At 59.0% G+C, this 18607-nt stretch carries 22 protein-coding genes and 1 pseudogene; all 23 read left to right on the forward strand.

Going from position 1 to position 18607, the window contains the following annotated elements; all coding sequences use genetic code 11:
• Nucleotides 1-10: 10 nt before the first annotated feature.
• The 23 genes and pseudogenes from BW43_RS09510 to BW43_RS09410 all read left to right on the forward strand — a co-directional run bounded on the left by BW43_RS09510 (nt 11) and on the right by BW43_RS09410 (nt 18565).
• On the forward strand, nt 11-1006 hold the full coding sequence (locus BW43_RS09510) for a major capsid protein (protein ID WP_032888614.1): 996 nt from the start codon (nt 11-13) through the stop codon (nt 1004-1006).
• Between the two features lie 2 nt (nt 1007-1008).
• Nucleotides 1009-1329, forward strand: coding sequence for a hypothetical protein (locus tag BW43_RS09505; RefSeq protein WP_032888616.1), 321 nt, complete (start codon nt 1009-1011; stop codon nt 1327-1329).
• Entirely contained in the window at nt 1326-1985 is a 660-nt protein-coding gene (locus BW43_RS09500) for a hypothetical protein (protein ID WP_032888617.1), read from the forward strand. Before BW43_RS09505 ends, BW43_RS09500 begins: the two co-directional genes overlap by 4 nt.
• Nucleotides 1985-2500: a hypothetical protein gene (locus BW43_RS09495; RefSeq protein WP_032888619.1), complete on the forward strand. Its 516-nt coding sequence runs from the start codon at nt 1985-1987 to the stop codon at nt 2498-2500. Before BW43_RS09500 ends, BW43_RS09495 begins: the two co-directional genes overlap by 1 nt.
• Nucleotides 2501-2529: 29 nt before the next feature.
• Nucleotides 2530-3063: a phage baseplate assembly protein V gene (locus BW43_RS09490; protein WP_032889258.1), complete on the forward strand. Its 534-nt coding sequence runs from the start codon at nt 2530-2532 to the stop codon at nt 3061-3063.
• A gap of 56 nt (nt 3064-3119) precedes the next feature.
• The gene (locus BW43_RS09485; RefSeq protein WP_032888621.1) at nt 3120-3398 is read left to right on the forward strand and encodes a hypothetical protein; all 279 of its coding nucleotides are present in this window, start codon (nt 3120-3122) and stop codon (nt 3396-3398) included.
• Between the two features lie 5 nt (nt 3399-3403).
• The gene (locus BW43_RS09480; RefSeq protein ID WP_032888624.1) at nt 3404-3730 is read left to right on the forward strand and encodes a GPW/gp25 family protein; all 327 of its coding nucleotides are present in this window, start codon (nt 3404-3406) and stop codon (nt 3728-3730) included.
• Entirely contained in the window at nt 3727-4614 is an 888-nt protein-coding gene (locus tag BW43_RS09475; RefSeq protein WP_032888626.1) for a baseplate J/gp47 family protein, read from the forward strand. Before BW43_RS09480 ends, BW43_RS09475 begins: the two co-directional genes overlap by 4 nt.
• Complete coding sequence (locus tag BW43_RS09470) at nt 4611-5219, forward strand: phage tail protein I (protein ID WP_032888628.1); 609 nt, start codon at nt 4611-4613, stop codon at nt 5217-5219. Before BW43_RS09475 ends, BW43_RS09470 begins: the two co-directional genes overlap by 4 nt.
• Nucleotides 5212-7161, forward strand: a complete 1950-nt coding sequence (locus BW43_RS28445) for a phage tail protein (RefSeq protein ID WP_081797752.1) — start codon at nt 5212-5214, stop codon at nt 7159-7161. The genes BW43_RS09470 and BW43_RS28445 overlap by 8 nt, the downstream gene beginning before the upstream one ends.
• A complete protein-coding gene (locus BW43_RS09465) occupies nt 7158-7583 on the forward strand; it encodes a phage tail protein (RefSeq protein WP_032888630.1) in 426 nt (141 codons plus the stop codon). Before BW43_RS28445 ends, BW43_RS09465 begins: the two co-directional genes overlap by 4 nt.
• Before the next feature lie 101 nt (nt 7584-7684).
• Nucleotides 7685-8851, forward strand: coding sequence for a phage tail sheath family protein (locus tag BW43_RS09460; RefSeq protein ID WP_032888633.1), 1167 nt, complete (start codon nt 7685-7687; stop codon nt 8849-8851).
• A gap of 12 nt (nt 8852-8863) precedes the next feature.
• Entirely contained in the window at nt 8864-9367 is a 504-nt protein-coding gene (locus BW43_RS09455) for a phage major tail tube protein (RefSeq protein ID WP_032888635.1), read from the forward strand.
• Nucleotides 9368-9381: 14 nt separating this feature from the next.
• Nucleotides 9382-9657, forward strand: a pseudogene (locus BW43_RS29315) (phage tail assembly protein); the annotation flags it as partial.
• Nucleotides 9658-9696: 39 nt separating this feature from the next.
• The gene (locus tag BW43_RS29320) at nt 9697-9981 is read left to right on the forward strand and encodes a phage tail assembly protein (protein WP_234452500.1); all 285 of its coding nucleotides are present in this window, start codon (nt 9697-9699) and stop codon (nt 9979-9981) included.
• Between the two features lie 150 nt (nt 9982-10131).
• Nucleotides 10132-12993, forward strand: a complete 2862-nt coding sequence (locus tag BW43_RS09445; protein ID WP_032888639.1) for a phage tail tape measure protein — start codon at nt 10132-10134, stop codon at nt 12991-12993.
• A gap of 10 nt (nt 12994-13003) precedes the next feature.
• Complete coding sequence (locus tag BW43_RS09440; RefSeq protein ID WP_032888642.1) at nt 13004-13849, forward strand: phage tail protein; 846 nt, start codon at nt 13004-13006, stop codon at nt 13847-13849.
• Nucleotides 13824-14030 carry a tail protein X gene (locus BW43_RS09435; protein WP_032888644.1) on the forward strand — a complete coding sequence of 69 codons (207 nt, stop codon included), beginning with the start codon at nt 13824-13826 and terminating at the stop codon, nt 14028-14030. Before BW43_RS09440 ends, BW43_RS09435 begins: the two co-directional genes overlap by 26 nt.
• Nucleotides 14031-14127: 97 nt before the next feature.
• Nucleotides 14128-15174: a phage late control D family protein gene (locus BW43_RS09430; RefSeq protein WP_032888646.1), complete on the forward strand. Its 1047-nt coding sequence runs from the start codon at nt 14128-14130 to the stop codon at nt 15172-15174.
• 48 nt (nt 15175-15222) lie between these two features.
• The gene (locus BW43_RS09425) at nt 15223-15786 is read left to right on the forward strand and encodes a glycoside hydrolase family 19 protein (RefSeq protein ID WP_032888649.1); all 564 of its coding nucleotides are present in this window, start codon (nt 15223-15225) and stop codon (nt 15784-15786) included.
• Complete coding sequence (locus tag BW43_RS09420; RefSeq protein WP_032888652.1) at nt 15768-16310, forward strand: lysis system i-spanin subunit Rz; 543 nt, start codon at nt 15768-15770, stop codon at nt 16308-16310. The genes BW43_RS09425 and BW43_RS09420 overlap by 19 nt, the downstream gene beginning before the upstream one ends.
• A 148-nt stretch (nt 16311-16458) precedes the next feature.
• Nucleotides 16459-17256 (forward strand): DNA adenine methylase, encoded by a 798-nt coding sequence (locus BW43_RS09415; protein ID WP_032888654.1) that lies wholly within the window; start codon nt 16459-16461, stop codon nt 17254-17256.
• Between the two features lie 226 nt (nt 17257-17482).
• Nucleotides 17483-18565, forward strand: coding sequence for an acyltransferase (locus tag BW43_RS09410; RefSeq protein WP_081797754.1), 1083 nt, complete (start codon nt 17483-17485; stop codon nt 18563-18565).
• Nucleotides 18566-18607 lie beyond the last annotated feature (42 nt).

An 18607-nucleotide genomic window follows, 5' to 3' on the forward strand; every position in this document is an offset into this window, starting at 1 on the left:
AGAGTACCCCATGGCCGATATCGCCATTTTTGAAGACGATGCGTTCAGCGTTTCCTCGTTGACCGCTGCAATCAATGATCAGGAATACCTGCCGGGCCGCATCAGCAGCCTCGGCCTGTTCCGCGAAGAGGGCATCAGCACCCTGACTGTGCAGATCGAGAAGGACGGCGACACTCTGGCCCTGGTGCCAGCGGGTGAGCGTGGGACCTCGGGCCTGGTGGTCGGCGCGCCCAAGCGTCAGCTGATTCCGTTCAACACCGTGCACCTGCCCGAACGCTTCACCATCAAGGCCGACGAGATCCAGGGCATTCGCGCGTTCGGTACCCGCAGTGAGTTGCAGGCCGTGCAGGACGTGGTCAACAAGCGCCTCGCGAAAGCGCGCCGCCAGTTGGATGCCACCCACGAGTTCCAGCGCATGGGCGCGTTGAACGGCCAGGTACTGGACGCCGATGGCAAGACGGTCCTGTTGGACATTTACAAATCCTTCGGCGTGAATCGTCAGAAGCTTCAGATGGGCCTGAACAGTCCAGACACCGAGCTGCGGGTCAAATGCGGCGAAGCGTTGGACATGCAGGAGGAAGCCCTCGGCAGCGTCACCAGCAGCGGCTCCCGTGCGATGTGCGGCAAGAACTTCTGGAATAAACTCATTGTTCATAAGTCGGTCAAGGAGACCTACCTGAACACCATGCAGGCCGCATCTCTGCGTGGCGATGCTCGTGAAAGCTTCGAGTTCGGCGGGATCGTCTGGGAGCGCTATCGCGGCAAGGTGGCTGGTGTTGCGTTCGTTCACGACGACAAGGCTCTGCTGGTTCCCGAGGGCGTGCCGGATCTGTACATCTCGTGTTTCGCTCCGGCCGACTACATGGAAACGGTCAACACCCAGGGCATCCCGTACTACAGCAAGATCGAGCCAATGCAGTTCGGCAAGGGTGTTGCTGGTGAAGCTCAATCCAACCCGCTGCACCTGTGCACACGACCTCGGGCGCAGATCCTGTTGGAGATGTGACCGTGGCCTTCCGAGAGTTGATCGACGACATCGACGCGGTGGTGTTCGAAACGCTGGGCGATACCGCGCGGATCGAGGGTCGTGAAGATCCAGTGCTCGGCATGTTCGCGGCGCCTTGGTTGCAGCCCAAGCTCGGCAAGCTGAACACCGGCTTGCGCGAGCCTCGGTTTGAAATCCGCGTCAGCGATTCAGAGGGTCTTGTGCGCGGGCTATTGGTCAGCATCGATCTGCCTGCCTTGGATGGCGGCGGCGATTACGACCTGCTCCAGCTGGAGCCGAGTGGCGACGGTCTGGTCGCCTTGATTCTGAGGTTACGCCCATGAGCGTCGGTAGCTACTTTAAGCCCTCGGCGGGCGGCGGGATGATCTCCATCCAGTCGTCAGCCTCAGACCTCCAGGCGTTTCAGGAATTCGCCAAGTTGGTGCCCAAAGCTGCGGCCACTGCTCACCGTCGAGCCATCAACAAGACACTGGGGTGGTTGCGCACGCACATCGCCCGAGCGGTCAGTCGGCAAGAGCGCATTGCTGTCGCGGCAGTGCGTCAACGGTTGCGCAGTTACCCGGTGTCCGGCGGGGCTTCGAGCGGCAAGCTGTGGTTCGGTTTGAACGCAATCGAGTCCAGCCGGATCGGCCGCGCACGGCAGACTGGCAGCGGTGTGTCGGTGGCGGGGCGGCGGTATCAAGGCGCGTTTCTGAAGAAGGTTTACGGCAACAAGCCGGACATCTGGATCCGTACTGCGAGCAAGCACTTCAACGCGGACGATTACCCTGACAGCACGGTGTCGCCGGGGCGCGGGCCGAGTTCGGGGTGGGTGGCGGAAAACGGCAGTCGCTTTCCTTTGGCAAAGGCGAAGGTGTCTCTGGAGCAAGCCCGTCCCCACTTTGAGAGCTGGGTACAAAAGGCTGATGAACGCTTACTGGAGATCCTGAAACAGGAACTTAACTTTGAGCTGCAGAAGTACCTCAAGAGGATCGTGTAATGGCTGACGAACCTTTTAGCTTGGATCAGCTTTACCTGGCGGTCGAGCAACACCTGGTGCGGCATCTGCCAGGAGTTCAGACAGTAACGGCCTGGCCGAACATCCAGGACCGCATTGCCCTGCCGGCGGTGTTTTTGGAGCTGGCCGAGATTGAACCAGGTACCGACATCGGCACGGGTGAAACCACGTTGGTGTGCAAGTTCGAGGCGCGCATTATTGTTGACCCGATCTATCCGCTTCATCAGCAACAGGCGGTGCAGTTGGTCACTCAGCTTGCCGTTTTACTGCGGGCCCAGACCTGGGGGCTGGAGGTTGAGCCGGCCGAGTTCGTTCAAGCCCTGCAGGACTGGACCCAGCCGGCGTTGGATGGCTACACCGTGTGGCTGGTGGAATGGACGCAGCAGATTTACGTCGGCCCCGAGGAATGGCCGTGGCCTGATCAACCCCCTGGATCGCTGCTGTTCGGATTTAACAACGAAGTCAAAGACGGCTTTGTGCCAGCGGAGGACGTGTGAGCGGCTATGCCAGCGCCCAGCATGACCGCATGCTCGCCGGGGTGGTGAAGGATTGTTACGTGGTGGCCGTCGACCTGACCGCCTCGCCGCCGGTGTGTCGGGTGTCCGATGGCGAATGGGTCAGCGCTTGGGTGCGCTGGCACAGCATAGCCGCCGGTAAGGCCAGGCACTGGCGGGCACCATCCATGGGCGAGCAGGGGTCTCTGGTCAGTGCCAGCGGTGACGTGGCGCAAGGTACCTTCATCCCGGGCTTATATGGCAATGCTGGCCCACCACCGGATAACCGCGATCATGTTGAAGTCTGGCGTTTTGATGATGGCGGCTCGCTGATTTACGACTGGCAGGCCAAGAGCTACAGCATCACTCTACCCAGCGGTACGGTGAGCATTAAAGTCGCCAGCACAGAGGCGGTTATCACGGACAGTGCCGTTAACGTGACCACCGGCAACATCAATCTGAAAGCGGCGGTGCTAATCGACGGAGCGTTACACGTTACGAAGGGCATCACTAGCGCCGGCGCGATCATCGATGCCGGTGGTAACAGCAACCATCACACGCATTAATTTCAACTCACGAAAGCCCGCCCAGCGCGGGCTTTTTCATGCCTGGAGTCTGTCTTATGAGTAAGTCTAGAACTGACAGCGATTCGGCCGAGGTCGCCGAAGCTATCGTGGTTCCTGGGTTGAAGCCCGTACCGCTTGGTATTCCCGTGACTGCTGACGCGGTGGAATCCATCGGCCCCGCACGCGTGTTTCGCGACAAGGTTTTCACCTCGCGCACACTGGTCCTGCCCAGCGGCGAGACGCTTCCTGTTATCGCGGGGCGCGTTACCGCGTTTGGGGATGATCAATATGCGTTCTTGAAAACACATCCAGATCTGGAGCAATTGGTGGAGTAATCAAAATGATCGGAATGGACCGCCACACCGGCCAGCCCATTTCCGGCATCGCGCACTTGCGCCAATCAGTTCCAGACATCTTGGGCACGCCGTTGGGCAGCCGCCGGCATCGCTTGGACTACGGCAGCAAGCTACGGCGGTTCGTTGACTTGCCCGTTACAGAGGGCTGGAAAAGCGCTGTACAGGCGGAAGTGGCCCGCGCCCTTGGGCGCTGGGAGCCGCGCTTGAAGCTGGACCAGGTGCGCGTTCTGTCTGTTATTGGCGGGCAAATCAACCTGAGGATCGTCGGGCAATACCTGGGCGACGGTGTCACGCTGGAGGTGGCCGTATGAGTATCGTAGATCTGTCGTCGTTGCCGGCGCCGACCGTGTTGGAACCGCTGGACTTCGAAGAAGTTTATCAAGAAGGGCTGGGGGTTTTTCGCGGATACATGGGTGGCAACTGGACTGCCGCGCTGGAAAGCGATCCCGTGGTGAAGGTGCTGGAGGTTGGCGCTTACATCAAGGTCGGCAACCGCGCCCGGGTCAACGACGCCGCCAAAGCGGTGTTACTGGCCCATGCCATCGGCGGTGACCTCGATCATTTGGGGGCCAACGTCAATCTTAAGCGGCTGGTCATCCAGGCCGAGGATCTGCTGGCAGTACCGCCGGTGCCTGAGGTCAAGGAGGACGATGACGCGTTTCGCGAGCGTATCCAGTTGGCCTATGAAGGGTTGACCACGGCCGGGCCGCGCAACAGCTACATCCTTCATGCGCGTAATGCCTCGGGGTTGGTGGCCGATGCGACCGCCGAAAGTCCGGCACCTTGTGACGTTACGGTAACGGTGTTGAGTTTGGACGGTGAAGGCGAGGCGTCGCCGGAGCTGCTGGCTACGGTAGCCGTCGCGCTGAATGACGACAACGTGCGCCCCGTGGCTGATCGGGTGACGGTGCAGAGCGCCCAGGTGATTCATTACCAAATTGAAGCGATTTTGCACATGACCAGCGCTGGGCCCGAATCGGATGCCAGTTTGGCCGAGGCGAAAAGTCGCTTGGGGGCCTGGATCAATCCGCGCAAGCGGCTGGGTGTTGAGGTGGCGCGGTCCGGGGTTGATGCTCAGTTGCACGTTGCCGGCGTTTCCCGGGTTGAGCTGGTCGGCTGGCAGGACTTGGCCCCAACTAAGGCTCAGGCGGCGTTCTGTACGGGCTACACCGTGAAGTTGGCAGGGCAGACATGAAAAGCCTACTGCCACTTAACAGCACGCAATTGGAACGCGCCATGGAGGCGACGTTTTTCGAGAAAACGATCATCCCGCTGCGCGACCTCTACAACGCCGATACCTGCCCGGTCCATTTACTACCCCACCTGGCGTGGGCGTGGTCGGTCGACCGCTGGGACTACCGATGGACCGAGGCGACCAAGCGCGCCGCCATTAAGGCGTCTTACTACATTCATGCCCACAAAGGGACCATCGGCGCGCTGCGCCGTGTGGTCGAGCCCCTGGGCTACCTGATCGAGATTATCGAGTGGTTCAACACCGTGCCACCGGGCGTGCCGGGTACCTTTGCGCTTAAAGTCGGGGTTCTCGACACCGGCATCAATGAGGAGATGTATCAGGAGCTGGAGCGCCTGATCGACGACGCCAAGCCGGTCAGCCGGCACCTGACAGGGCTGGCGATCAGTCTCGAAACTCAAGGCGTTTTGAATATCAGCGTCGCCATGTACGACGGCGATGAAATCGACATATACCCGCCGGTCATGCGTGACATTGAGGTCTCCGGGACCATCGGCGTGGTTGGTCGCGAACACTCCATAGACACCCTGGACGTTTATTATGATTGATGCGAATTCGCAGTTTTTCGCCATCCTCACTAACGTGGGCATGGCTAAGCAGGCGAACGCTGACGCGCTCGGCATTCCCTGGAAATTCACTGACATGGGCGTGGGTGACGCAAACAACACTGACCCCATCCCCAGTCCGTCGCAGACTCGTTTGATCAACGAATGGCGCCGCCGTCCTTTGAATCAAGTTCGGGTTGATCCGGCTAACCCGGCTGTGATCGTTGCTGAGCAGATTATTCCGGCCGATGAAGGCGGTCGATGGATTCGCGAAATTGGTGTTTACGACGCGGACGGCGATCTCGTGGCAGTCGCGAACTGTGCGCCGACCTACAAATCGCTGCTCTCCCAAGGATCGAACCGCACGCAAGTAGTGCGGATGAATTTCATTGTGTCCAGCACCGGAAATATCACGCTGAAGATTGACCCGGCCGTGGTGTTGGCGACTCGCGAGTATGTCGATCTGCGGATTATGGAGGAGCTTTACAAGCTCGACAGCAAGCAGTCGGTACGTGTGGCCACAACGGCCAACATTGCGCTGGCGGGGCTTCAGACCATCGACGGTATTGTCTTGGTAGCGGGTGATCGGGTGTTGGTGAAAAACCAAGCGGTCACTAAAGACAACGGTCTGTACATCGCGGCTGCGGGCGTTTGGGCTCGGGCGCCGGATGCCAACAGCAACGCCGAGGTCACATCGGCCCTGTTGGTATCTGTCGAGCAAGGTGCGACGCTGGCCGACACCCGTTGGCAGCTGGTCACCGATGGCGTGATTGTCCTGGGCGTAACGGCCCTGACGTTCCAGAACGTAACCCAAGGTTTTGCGCCGATTAACTCCCCGGCCTTCTTGGGCACTCCAACGGCTACGACCGCGCCTCAGTTCGATAACAGCACCCGGCTTCAGACCACGGCATTTGCCAAGCGAATGGGGGTGGAGTATTCGGGCTTCGCGCCGCTCACAGCCAGTACGGTGCTCGGCGCTTCAAGCGTGGGTGGAATTGTAGCCGGCGCATCTGCTACACCGATCAACATCACGTTGCCGCCTACCGCCGGGGTTCCTGATGGGGCGTCGGTCGAGGTGGTGAGCGCTGGGGCTGGTGCGGTGACTGTTCTGGCGGCCGGGCTGGATGTGTTGGCCTCTCAGGCCGCCGGGGTGATACCCGTCGTCTTGGGCATGGGGGATAGCGCCAAGTTCGTGAAAGTAGCGGGTACCTGGCGCTTGCGTGGCGGGTCTATGGCGCTCAAGTATGCCGCCGTTATGTCGGGTTCAAATTGGACAACCAGACCCCAGTTCGATAGTAGTCAGGCGTTTGCGACAACTGAGTTTGTGAAGCGAATGGGGGTTGAGTGGTCGGGTTTCAGTACGGTAAATGCTAATACCGTGCTGGGTAATGGAAGTATTGGTGGCATCGTCAGTGCGACCTCTTCCGCCGCAATTAGCATTACCTTGCCACCCACCGGGGCAGTAGGCGCGGGGGCCATGATCATGTTGGTCAGCGGTGGGGTCGGAAGTGTCACGCTGCTCGGTTCAAACGGTGAGAACACCACCAACATTAGTGGCAGCGCAATTACCGTTGTTCTGGGGCAAGGTGATTCGGCAATCTTATCCAGGGTGCCGGGTGAGTGGCGATTAGTGGGTGGTTCGCTCGCGCTTAAATATGCCTATGTAATGGCGGCTGGTTCCGGGGCCAACGGCTATCAAAAGCTGCCGAGTGGACTACAGGAATGCCGGGGAAGTTTTACGTCCAGCCCTACGCCTGGCGCACCGGTGAACGTCACTTTTCCTCTGGGGTTTGGGTCAGTAAACCAGTTGGTGATCACGCCTGTCAGCACCTCAACTGCTGCAGTTTCGGCATGGCATGACTCCGCTACTCCTTCGGGATTCAATGGTCATTGCAACCTTGCATCGACTATCTGCCATTACATTGCGAAAGGACAAGCCGCATGACTATTTGGGCTACATGGCTAGCTGAGGATCGGCGCTTCCTGTTTCTGGCAAGCGACAGCGGCGGCGTAGAAATTTCCGAGGGTGAGCATGCTGCACTCCTGCAAGGCCAAGCTGACGGCCAGGTCATCGCGTGCGATGAGAGCGGCTATCCGATACTGGTTGATCCGCCTATTCCATCCCCGGACCTTCTTGCGGAGATTGAGCGTGATTGGCGTGACAGCCAGCTTGCGAATACTGATGGTGTTGTTTCACGCCATCGTGACGAATTGGAAGATGGTCTGGCAACCACATTAACTGCCGTGCAATACACCGAGCTTCAGTCCTACCGCCGAGCCCTTCGCAACTGGCCGGAGGCGGGAGAGTTTCCGTTGATTGAACATCGCCCGCCGCCGCCTCTCTGGCTGGCTGGTCTGATCAAATAAACGCCCCGCACTGACGGGGCGTTTTCTTTTCCGTTACACGCAACACGAACAACCACGGCCTCGCTCATGCGGGGCTTTTTCGTTTCTGGAGATTGAACCCTATGAGTTTCTTTCACGGCGTTACCACGACCGACATCAAGACAGGGGCGCGCACTATTTCCTTGCCGTCGTCTTCCGTTATCGGGCTCTGCGACACCTTCAACCCGGGCGGGCTGGATGGCGGCACTGCCAAGGCCGGCGAGTTGAAGTTGATCACCTCTGAGCGCGAAGCCATTGTCGCTTTCGGTGCTAATTCGGCGATCACCAAGGCCTGTAAGGCGATTTATACCAAGGCCAAGGCGGTGATCGTCGCCATCGGCGTGCCGAAGCTGGAAGACGCGGCGCTGCAAACCTCGGCGATTATCGGCGGGGTTCTGGTGTCGGGCCAGCGCACCGGCCTGCAAGCGTTGCTTGACGGCAAAAGCCTGTTCAACGCACAGCCGCGGCTGTTGATTGCGCCTGGGCACACGGCTCAGAAAGCGGTGGCCACCGCGCTCGATGGCCTGGCGCAGAAGCTTCGTGCAATCGGCATTCTCGACGGTCCTGGCACCACCGATGAGGCCGCCATGCTCTACGCCGATAACTTCGGCAGTCGCAATCTGTTCATGGTTGACCCTGGCGTGCAGTACTGGGACACCGACCTCAGTCAGACGGTTGATGCGCCGGGCTCGGCCTGGGCAGCGGGTCTGTTTGCCTGGACCGATGCTGAATATGGTTTCTGGGCGTCGCCGTCGAACAAAGAGTTCACCGGTCTCACCGGCACGACCCGGGCTGTCGAGTACCTGGATGGCGACGAGACGTGCCGAGCCAACCTGCTGAACAACGCCAATATCGCGACGATTATCCGCGACGACGGCTATCGCCTGTGGGGTAACCGCACCCTGTCGAGTGATCCGAAGTGGGCCTTCGTCACTCGCGTTCGCACGCTGTTCATCCTTATGGATGCGGTGCAGGCCGGCCACAAGTGGGCGGTGGACCGCTCGATCACCAAGACCTACGTCAAGGATGTAACTGACGGCCTGGAAGCGTTCATGCGCGACCTGAAAGCCCAGGGCGCGATTATCAATTTTGAGGTGTACCCGGACACCGAGCTGAACACGGCCAGCCAGATCGCCCAGGGCAAAGTTTATTGGCGCATCCGCTTTACCGACGTGCCGCCGGCAGAAAACCCGAATTTCCTTTTCGAAGTCACCGATCAGTGGATGACCGAAGTTCTTGAAGCAGCCTAAGGGGCCTGGAAAATGATTCCTCAAACTTTGTTTAACACCAACCTGTTTGTTGACGGCGTGAACTTCTCCGGCGACGTGCCAAGTCTGACCCTGCCCAAGCTGACGGTTAAGACCGACGAGTATCGCTGCGGTGGCATGGCCGGTCCCATCGAGATGGCCCAAGGGCTGGAAAAAATGGAGCCGTCCTTTGTCACCAAGGGCGTGCGTCGTGAGTCGTTGAAGCACTTCGGCTTGGCCGATGGCTCGGCCTTCAACGCGACGTTCCGAGGGGCTTTCAGGGGGCAAAAGGGAGCAGTGACGGCCGTAGTTGCCACCATTCGTGGTTTGCTCAAAGAGGTCGACCTGGGCGACTGGAAGGCCGGTGATCCGGCGGAGATCAAGCACGCCGTTGCGGCGTCCTATTACAAACTCGAAATCGACGGCCGCGTCATGTACGAAATCGACATGGTCGCGGGTATTCAAGTCGTCGACGGCAAAGACCAGCTTGCCGACATTCGCGCCGCACTCGGCCTTTAAGGGAATAGATCCAGATGAATCAAGCAACTGTTAAAAAAGTGCCGGCCTGGTTGTCTCTCAGCGCGTTGGCTGCCGTCGTGACGCTCACGCGTCCAAGCAATGCCAACGGCGTGCTGGTCGAAACGTTCACCTTGCGTGCCCCGGTCGTGCGCGAAGTCCGGGCAGCCGATAAGGCGTCGAATGGCGATGAGGAGCAGCGTGAGCTGATGTTGTTCGCAGGGTTGGCCGAGGTGGGTGTTAAGGATCTTGAAGGCCTCAAGCTGACGGACTATCGCCGTGTTCAAGCTGCTTATTCGCACCTGGTCCCCGAAACCGACTACACGAACGAGATGCCGTCGTGGTTGTCGGTGACCACCGATCAGGCAGTGGTGACGCTTTCCTGTCCGAGTGAAATCAACGGGGTGTCGGTCGATACATTGGCCCTGCGCTCCCCGACAGTGGGCGATGTGCGCGCGGCAAATCGAGACGCTGCCGGTGATGCTGAGCAGCGTGAGCTGGTGCTGTTTGCCTCGCTGGCCGGCGCGCCTATTGCAGATTTGGAGGGCCTGAAGTTGGTGGATTTTAACCGCCTGCAGGCCGGCTATTTTCGCATGGACCAAGACGACGGGATTTGATCCTGCCGTCATAAAAATGGCCGCGAAACGTCTGGCGGCGGAAACCGGATTTTCCGCCGCCGAGATTCAGTCAATGCCGTTTGCTGAGATGGTGTGGTGGCTCACGGATTGAGCTGCCTTCGGTAAGGCTGTGCAAATGGGGGCCATGACATGGCGAACAAACTCGCCCTCGGGCTTGTGATCGGCGGCGCCGTCAGTTCGACGGTCGGTGCGGCGTTCAAGGATGTGACTGGGCGAATCAAACGCCTTGAGGCTGAAGGCAAAAAGTCGCGCGTTCTGCAAAGTGCCATCGGCGACACGATTCGCCTGCGTGATGAGTGGAAGAAAGCACACGACAGTGGCTCGGCTGGGGCGTCCAAGCTGCTGGGCCGGTTGAACTCCAACCTCGACAGCTTGAAAAAACAGGGGATCGAGGTCGGTAGACTGGAGAAGGCCTACCGCTCTATGGGGCAGGCTGCCAACAAAGCCGAGCTTAAAGCCAAGGGACATCAGCAGCTTGAGGCTGGTGGCAAGGGTATGAAAAGCGCGGTCGGCGCCGCCGTCGTTGGTGTCGGTGTGCTGGCTGTTCCGACGAAGGTTAGCGCTGACTTTGGGGCCATTGTTCGTGACATCGCGATCAAGGCTGGCATTGCCAACAAGCCTCAAGAACAGGAGATGTCGCGCAAGATCATTGATACCTCGCGTGACACCGGCATGGCGCGTAATGACGTAGCCGACGTGGTTAACCAGTTGGTCGGCGCCGGTATGGAGTTGAGCAAGGCCCTCGAATATGCGCCGGTCGCGGCCAAGTTTGTTGTGGGCCAAGGGTCGAACGGTGTCGACACGGCGAAGATGATCAATGCCCTGGGGCAAAACGCCAAGATTACCGACGCCAAGCAGATGCAGCAGGCGCTGGAGGCGATTGCCTATCAAGGGCAGGCGGGCAGCTTTGAAGCGGCCGACATGGCTAAATGGTTCCCTGAGCTATTGGCTAACATGGGTAGCTTGGGCATCACCGGCATGGATGCGGTGACGCAGTTGGGCGCCATGCTGCAAGTGCAGATGAAGTCTGCCGGCGGCGCCGATGAGGCAGCCAACAACCTCAAAAACTGGATGAGCAAAATCGGCTCCGGCGATACCGTTAAGGCGTATGCCAAGGCAGGTATCGACTACAAGGGCTCGATGCAGACCGGTTTGCAGAACGGTATGTCCACGCTGGAAACCAGCATGGCGTTGGCGCAGAAGTATATTCAAGCCACCGATCCGAAGCGTGCAGCGGCGATGGCCGAGGCCACGGCAAAAATCAGCAAGGAATCCGACCCGGAGAAAGCTAAGGCCATGATGGCCTCGCTGGAGGAATCCTTGCGCACTGGCGACCTGTTCGCTGACATGCAGGTGAAGGCCGCCCTGTCTGCCTTTATGCAGAACAAGGCGCTTTACAGCCAGCTCAAAAACGATTCGCGTGATGCCACGGGCATCCTCGACAAAAACCTCAGCGAGCGGCGTGAAGCGTCGTCGCAGAAGTGGGCCGAAATGGCTCAGTCGATGGATGACGCCATGCGCAGCGTGGGGGACGCACTGCGGCCTGTCACGGATACCGTGGCCGAAATGCTGACCAAAGTCACCAAGGGCATTACCTCGCTGTCTGACAGCGCGCCCGGGGTGGTGACGGGGATCGCGGCGGTTGGTGGCGGATTGATTGCGCTCAAAGGCCTGCTTAGCTCCTTCAAAATCGCTAAAGGTTTGCTCAACGTGGCGCGGGGCTCGCTGAGTGGCAAGTCCGGCGAAGTGCAAAAGGTCTTTGTGACCAACGCTGAGGACGGCAACGGCGGCGGAAATAATGGCCAGCCCAAAGGTAAGGCCGGCAAAGCGCTGTCGTTGGTGGAGACCGGGCTCAAGGCGGTTGCTGCCCTTAAGGGGCAGTCCGTCGATGGCGACGCAGATGCGGCGGGGGAAGTTGGCAAGAAGCCGGGCAAGTTCGATGTGATCGCGACCGGCCTCAAGGTGGTTTCTCTTGCCAAGCACGCCGCCTCAGGCGCTGATGATGGTGGTGCAGCGGGATTGGAGGGGGACGGGGTCAAGAAAGTTTTCGTGGTCAACGCCGGATCCCTTGGTGGCGGTGCAGGAGGCCCAGGGGAAGCGCGTAGGCGTAAGCCCGGGTCAAAGCGCAACCCTCCGCGACGTCGGCCGACGCCACCACGGGCGGGTCGACCACCGCGACCGCCAGTGCCACGCCCCCCGGTGCCCATCCCACGGCCACCGATTCCACCGGTTCCGGTGCCCAGCGGTGCTTTGTCCAAGCTGGGCGGGGTAGTGCAAGCGGTCGGTAAGATCGGTAAAGCCGCCAAGATGATACCCGGGGGCTCGCTGATGGAGGCCGGCGCCATGGCCTTCGAGACCTATGAGACCGCCAAGACCAAGGATGAAAAGGCCGAGGGCTATGGCGCCGCCGCCGGCAACCTTGCCGGCACTATGGCGGGCGCTGCAGCCGGGGCGGCGATTGGCTCCGTGGTGCCGATCATTGGCACTGCCATTGGCGGGCTGGTGGGTGCTTACTTGGGCAGCATGGGCGGCTCTGCGCTGGGTGGCGCAGCGGGTAAATCTTGGTTTGGTGGTGATGACGAAAAGCCCGCTCCACCGGTAACGCCGTTGCTGATGGCGCCCCGGCCGGGTCCAGCTATTCCGAGCCTGGCTACCATGGGCAAGTCATTCAATGGCGCTAGTGGTTCGGGTGCGCTGTTGATGGCACCGGCACCTCAGGCGCCTGCGATGGGGGATGCAGCGCGCTCCCTGGCAGTGTCTGCGCCGACCAAATCGGCGGCGGTGGCAATTCAGCCTAAAGAGACCGAGAAGCCCGCACCGGCCAAGGTGGATCAGAAGTTTGAATATTCGCTGAGTATGCCGGTAACGGTGCAAGGGGATGTGAAAGATCCGCAGCGCCTGGCGCAAGACCTCATGCCGCACATGCGGTTAATGATGGCGGATGCGGCCAAACAAAACGCTGCGAAGCTGTACGACGAACCGCACCTGTAAGGAGGTCTCCATGGCTTACATGGAACAAATGCTGTCGAGCCTCAAGTACCTGGTCGAGGCTGGGGAGGCTGGGCGGCGCAGTGCTGACGGCATGCTGGGGCCGGTCAATGGCGCCATTCGGGAGTTAACTGGCGCGGCGTCCGAGCTGGAAAACATCCCGTTCGTGGGGCCGACTGTCGGTGCCAAGCTGCAGCGGGTGATGCGCGGCGTGGATGCAGCACAGGCCAAGGTCGGCCAGGTGGTATCCGTGTACGGCCGTGCGACACGGGCGGCCGCCGAAGTTCAGGAACGGATGGGCGCGCTGAAAGAACAGGCGGGTAAGGCTGCGACGGCGATCAATAAGATCGCCGGAAAGGTCAGCCCGTCGTTGGCCAACATCGTGCCCACCAGCGCATTTGCCATGGATGCCACACCGGCACCGGAAGCCGTGAAGCCGTTCCCGCACTTGCTGATTATCCAGCCCCGTGACCCCAAGGAGCAGCCCTACTATTTCAACCTGGACACTGCCGCCTTCGACGAATTGAGCCGCTCTACCGAATTCCGGTGGGCCTCACAGGAGCGCTTGTCGCGCCGCCCGGCGCAGCAGGCCGTAGGCATCGGAGATGACAAGCTAACGCTCAAAGGGACGATCTACCCGGGCTTCAAGGGCGGGCTTAAGCAGCTCGACACGTTGCGCAGCATTGGGGCCAGGCTTCAGCCGCTGAGCCTGACCACCGGCTACGGCGATGTGATCGGCACCTGGTGCCTGAAAAACATCAACGAGGAGCAGGGCGCGCTGTTGCACGGCGGGATTCCGCGTAAACAAGGGTTCAGTCTGGAGTTTGTACGCTATGGCGACGACATGCAGAACGTCTGACGGGGACATGCTTGATGTCATTTGCCATAACGTTTATGGCCATCTGAACGGTAGCACCGAGGCGGTGCTGGACGCCAATCAGGGGCTGGCGGATGAGCCCCAGCCCTACCGGGCCGGCGTGGTGATCTATCTGCCGGATCTGCCCAGCCCGACCGGGGAGGGGGTCAGCTTGTGGGATTGACCTCGGGCGCTCCCGCTGCCGGCGGCCCGTTGCGTTACGCGTAACGGCCATTTGTTTTTTTGACCCGCCATGCGCGGGCTTTTTTTGGATTAAATCCATGACTCCCATGTTTCGAATCGTGGCGGATGGCGCCGATGTGACGGCCAAAATCAATGATCGGTTACTGCTACTGCGCACCTCTGACAAGCCCGGGATGGAGTCTGACGAGTTTGAGTTGCGCATCGATGACCGAGATGGGCAGGTGCTGCTGCCTCGGCGTGGCAGCTCTATTGAGGTCTATCTGGGCTACGCGGAAACATCTTTGATGCGCCTGGGGCGTTACGCGGTGGACACGGTCGAAGTGTCGGGGCCGCCGGAAACGATAGTGATCAAGGGCAAGGCCAGCGACATGCGCGGCAGTGGCAAGACCATCCGTAGCGGAAGCTGGGAGGACGTGCCGCTGTCGAAAATCGTGGCCGACATCGCGGCGCGCAATGGTTGGCAGTCGGGCTGTCCGGTGGCAACAAAGGTCGCCCGAGTTGATCAGCTCAACGAGTCCGATTTTAATTTCATCACGCGCCTTGCCAAGCAATACGATTGCACGGCCAAGGTCGCCGACGGCAAGCTGTTGGTGATGCCGCGTCAAGGCAGCCAGACTGCCAGCGGCAAGACGTTCGGCGCGATCACCCTGACTAAGAGCGATCTCAGTCGATGGCAATTCAGCCTTGGGGATCGCAACTCGCACAAGGCAGTGTCCGCCAAGCATCAGAACAAGAAGGACGGCAAGCTGTCGGTGGTCACCGTTGATAACGACGACGCCCCAGATGGATTGCCAGCAGTGCATACCGATCGGCATATATACCCGAACAAGACCGCCGCCGAGGCTGCTGCCAAGGCACGGCTGGCGGCGTTCAATCGCTCGACTGCCGACGTGCGTTTTGAGATGCCTGGCCGGACGGACATTTTTGCCGAACGCCTGATCAACGCCCAGGGCTTCAAGGTCGGCCTGGATGGCGAGTATCTGGCGGACTCAGTCGAGCAGGTGTTTACCCAGTCTGGCTGGTCGACCACGGTGGAGTGCAATGCCGGCAAGCAAGGTAAATCCAAAGGCAAGAAGAAGAAAGAAACGAAGCCGCTCAAGGTTGTGAGCGTCGAGAAGCTGTAGTGCATCCCATCGCCGCCTGAGTGCGGTTTTTTTATGTCTGGAGTTTTTATGTCTGTTACCGAGCAACAGCTGCAACGCATCATGCCGAACGCCCGCCGCCAAGCGGGCGTTTTTGTATCTGCCCTGAACGCGGCCATGGGGCACCGACAGATCAACACACCCAAACGGCAGGCCGCGTTCCTCGCGCAGGTCGGTCACGAGTCGGGTCAACTGCAGTGCGTCCGTGAGCTGGGCGGCGATCAGTACCTAAGCAAATACGACACCGGCACCCTGGCTGCCAAACTCGGTAATACCCCGGAGCCAGACGGCGATGGACAGCGCTATCGTGGTCGCGGCCTGATCCAGATCACCGGTCACGACAACTACCTGCGCTGCAGCCTGGCACTGTTCGGCGATGAGCGATTGCTGCGCACGCCGGAGTTGCTCGAACTGCCCGAGTTGGCAGCAGAGTCTGCCGCATGGTTCTGGTCGGTAAACGGATTGAACGCGCTCGCGGATCAGGAGCAATTCAACACCATCACCCGGCGGATCAACGGCGGGTTGAATGGCCTGGAGGATCGCTTGCAGATCTGGGCCAGGGCGAGGGAGGTGTTATGCGTCTCCTCGACCTGATCCCTGCTCAATACCGCATCGCGGCCATCGGCGTGTTGCTCATGATCTTGGCAGCCGGGTCTGCGGCCCTGGCATGGACCGCTCAAGGCTGGCGTTACGGCCAGCAGTTGGAGCGCCAGGCCAGGCTGCAGGCTGACACCCTCAACGAGTTATCCCGAGCCGCTGCTGCCCTGCAGCGCACTGAGCAGGAAAAGCGCTTCGCCCTGGAGCAGCGCCTGCAGAACAAAGACGAAACCCACCACAAGGAATTGACCGATGAGCAAACGAAGCAGGCGCGTCTGCGTGATCGCCTGGCTACTGCTGATCTGCGGTTGTCAGTCGTACTCGCCGCCACCGATGCCACCAGCAGCTGTTCAGTGTCAACCACCGCCACCACCGGCCGCGTGGTTCATGGCCCCACAAGAGCCGAACTTGACCCAGCGCATGCTCAACGAATTATCGGCATCACCGATGCCGGCGACCAAGGATTGATCGCCCTGCGGGCCTGTCAGGCCTATGCAAAAGAAGTCTCTACACCGAAGTAAAAGGAGCGGCCGGGCAGGATGCGTCAACATCCAACCCGGCCACCTTCCCCGCAGATCGTCCCTGCAAGTCCAGCCAAGGCTCCTGCTTCGTGCACAAAGCGGAGCGAGCCTAGCACTGTTTATTCATACAGCAAAGGTCTTGCTTTATATGTCCACACCCATCATCCCTTGGATGGGCGGCAAACGCCGCCTGGCCGACCGCCTTATCCCGCTCTTCCCACCCCACGAATGCTACGTTGAAGTCTTTGCCGGCGGCGCCGCGCTCTACTTCATGCGCCCCCAGGCCGCGCCGGTTGAAGTCCTCAACGACATCAACGGCGACCTGGTGACGCTGTACCGCGTCGTGCAGAACCACTTAGAAGAGTTCGTGCGCCAGTTCAAGTGGGCGCTCAGTTCGCGCCAGGTGTTCGAGTGGCAGAAGATGACCCGCCCTGAAACCCTCACCGACATCCAGCGCGCCGCTCGATTTTTCTATCTGCAGCATCATGCCTTCGCCGGTAAGGTGACCGGACAAACGTTCGGTACCGCGACCACCGGTCCGGCCATCAACCTGCTGCGGATCGAGGAAAACCTCTCGGCCGCCTGGCAGCGCCTGTCCGGTACCTATGTCGAACATCTCCCCTGGCTTGAATGCGCGGAGCGCTATGACCGTGCACACACCTTTCACTACATGGATCCGCCTTACTGGCAAACGGCCGGCTATGGCGTGGACTTTCCCTTCGAGAACTACGAGCGGATGGCCGAGTTCATGCGCCTATGCAAGGGAAAGGTGATGGTCAGCATCAATGATCACCCTGACATACGGCAGGTCTTTGAGGGTTTCCATTTTGAGACTGTCGAAATTCGCTACAGCACAAGCAACCAGCGGCACGGTAAGGCTGAGTCTAGCGGCGAGTTGGTGATCCTGAACTGGGAGCCGGCGGCGCTGGGAGGGTTGTTCTGCTGAGCCATCACCAGCCGTGTGCTGGAGGCTTGAGCGAGCAGATCATCTAGCGTGGTCGTGTGATGGGGCGTCTTGGCAGAACATGCCAGCGACCCATCAGCAAAAACAATGTAGAGAAATTGTGCCCTGTTGCTTACAATTCGCAGCAGGAATTTTTTGTCTGTTTGTCCTATAACATAGACAAAAATAAATGTCGTAATTTTGAGATTTGCCAAGAAGGGATTCGTTTGTGATTAAGGGTTTGACCATTGGTCAGTCAACTATGCTCAATGCAATACGAGCGATAGCTGCGTTTTCGGTATTAGTCGGGCATACGATGGTGGGCGTTGTGCCCATAAGTTGGTTTGGAAGAGTAGTACCATTCCAAAGTCTAGCAGTTGTTGTATTCTTCTGGCTTTCAGGGTTTCTTATAGCTTATCAGTGTTTGAGAAAGTCTAAATATAGTTTTGGCGAATACATGATCGACCGGTTTAGCCGGATATATGTTTTGTATGTTCCAGCAATGATTGTCTCGTATTTCGTTTTTGTTGTTGTGTTGGGGCGTGTGTCTCCAACGGCTTGGGATGTAGTGGGCCATATTGTACAGCTTCAGCACACACCATTTTCTAGGATGATCGAAGGCATACCACCTATAAATATTTTGGGGGGTAACAGTGTTTTATGGACCATTGCCATCGAATGGTGGCTATATGTCTTCTTTGGTATTGCCTTCTTTTGGCAATCAATGTCAAAGGTTGAAAGAGCATTCGCGCTACTGCTTGCGGGACCAGCGGTCCTGGTGGTCGGGTACTTTACAATTTGGGAGTCTGTTGCTTGGGAGTGGTTCCTGGGTGCTGCCTGCGCTGCCATATATGTTTACTCCCCGCAGATAAGCTGGAGACAAGCTGCTATCCCACTTGCTGCTATTGTGGCTGCAATGTCGTGGCGCTTTCAGATGCTCTCGCTCGCCGGCAAGGTAAACATGTATGACTTGCAGCTTATGATTTTGGTGGGTATTGGGTTGATGCTTGTTGTTTTGGCAAGTGCGAACCTGCGTATTCCTTCGCCTGTCAAGTGGGTGGTGACTAAGGGGGCGTACGTTTCCTACGCAATGTATCTGACGCATGAGCCGATTCGTATTTTTATTAGTACGCGTATGAATGTAACTCTGATTTCTAATGCTTGGCTCTCGATTTTCTTATGCCTAGTATTTGCAGCTTTTTGTGCGTGGCTTCTGGAGGATAAGCACATAAATTTGCGGAGCTGGCTGAAGCGAAAATTGATCAGCCCTGAGCGCGACCAGCTCAAAGTTCAGGCCACGAAAATCGTGTAGGTCAATGATAGACTGCCCCTGTAAGACAAGATCTTTTTACAG

Source organism: Pseudomonas sp. RIT357 (assembly GCF_000632245.1).
GTDB classification, from domain to species: Bacteria; Pseudomonadota; Gammaproteobacteria; order Pseudomonadales; family Pseudomonadaceae; genus Aquipseudomonas; species Aquipseudomonas sivasensis.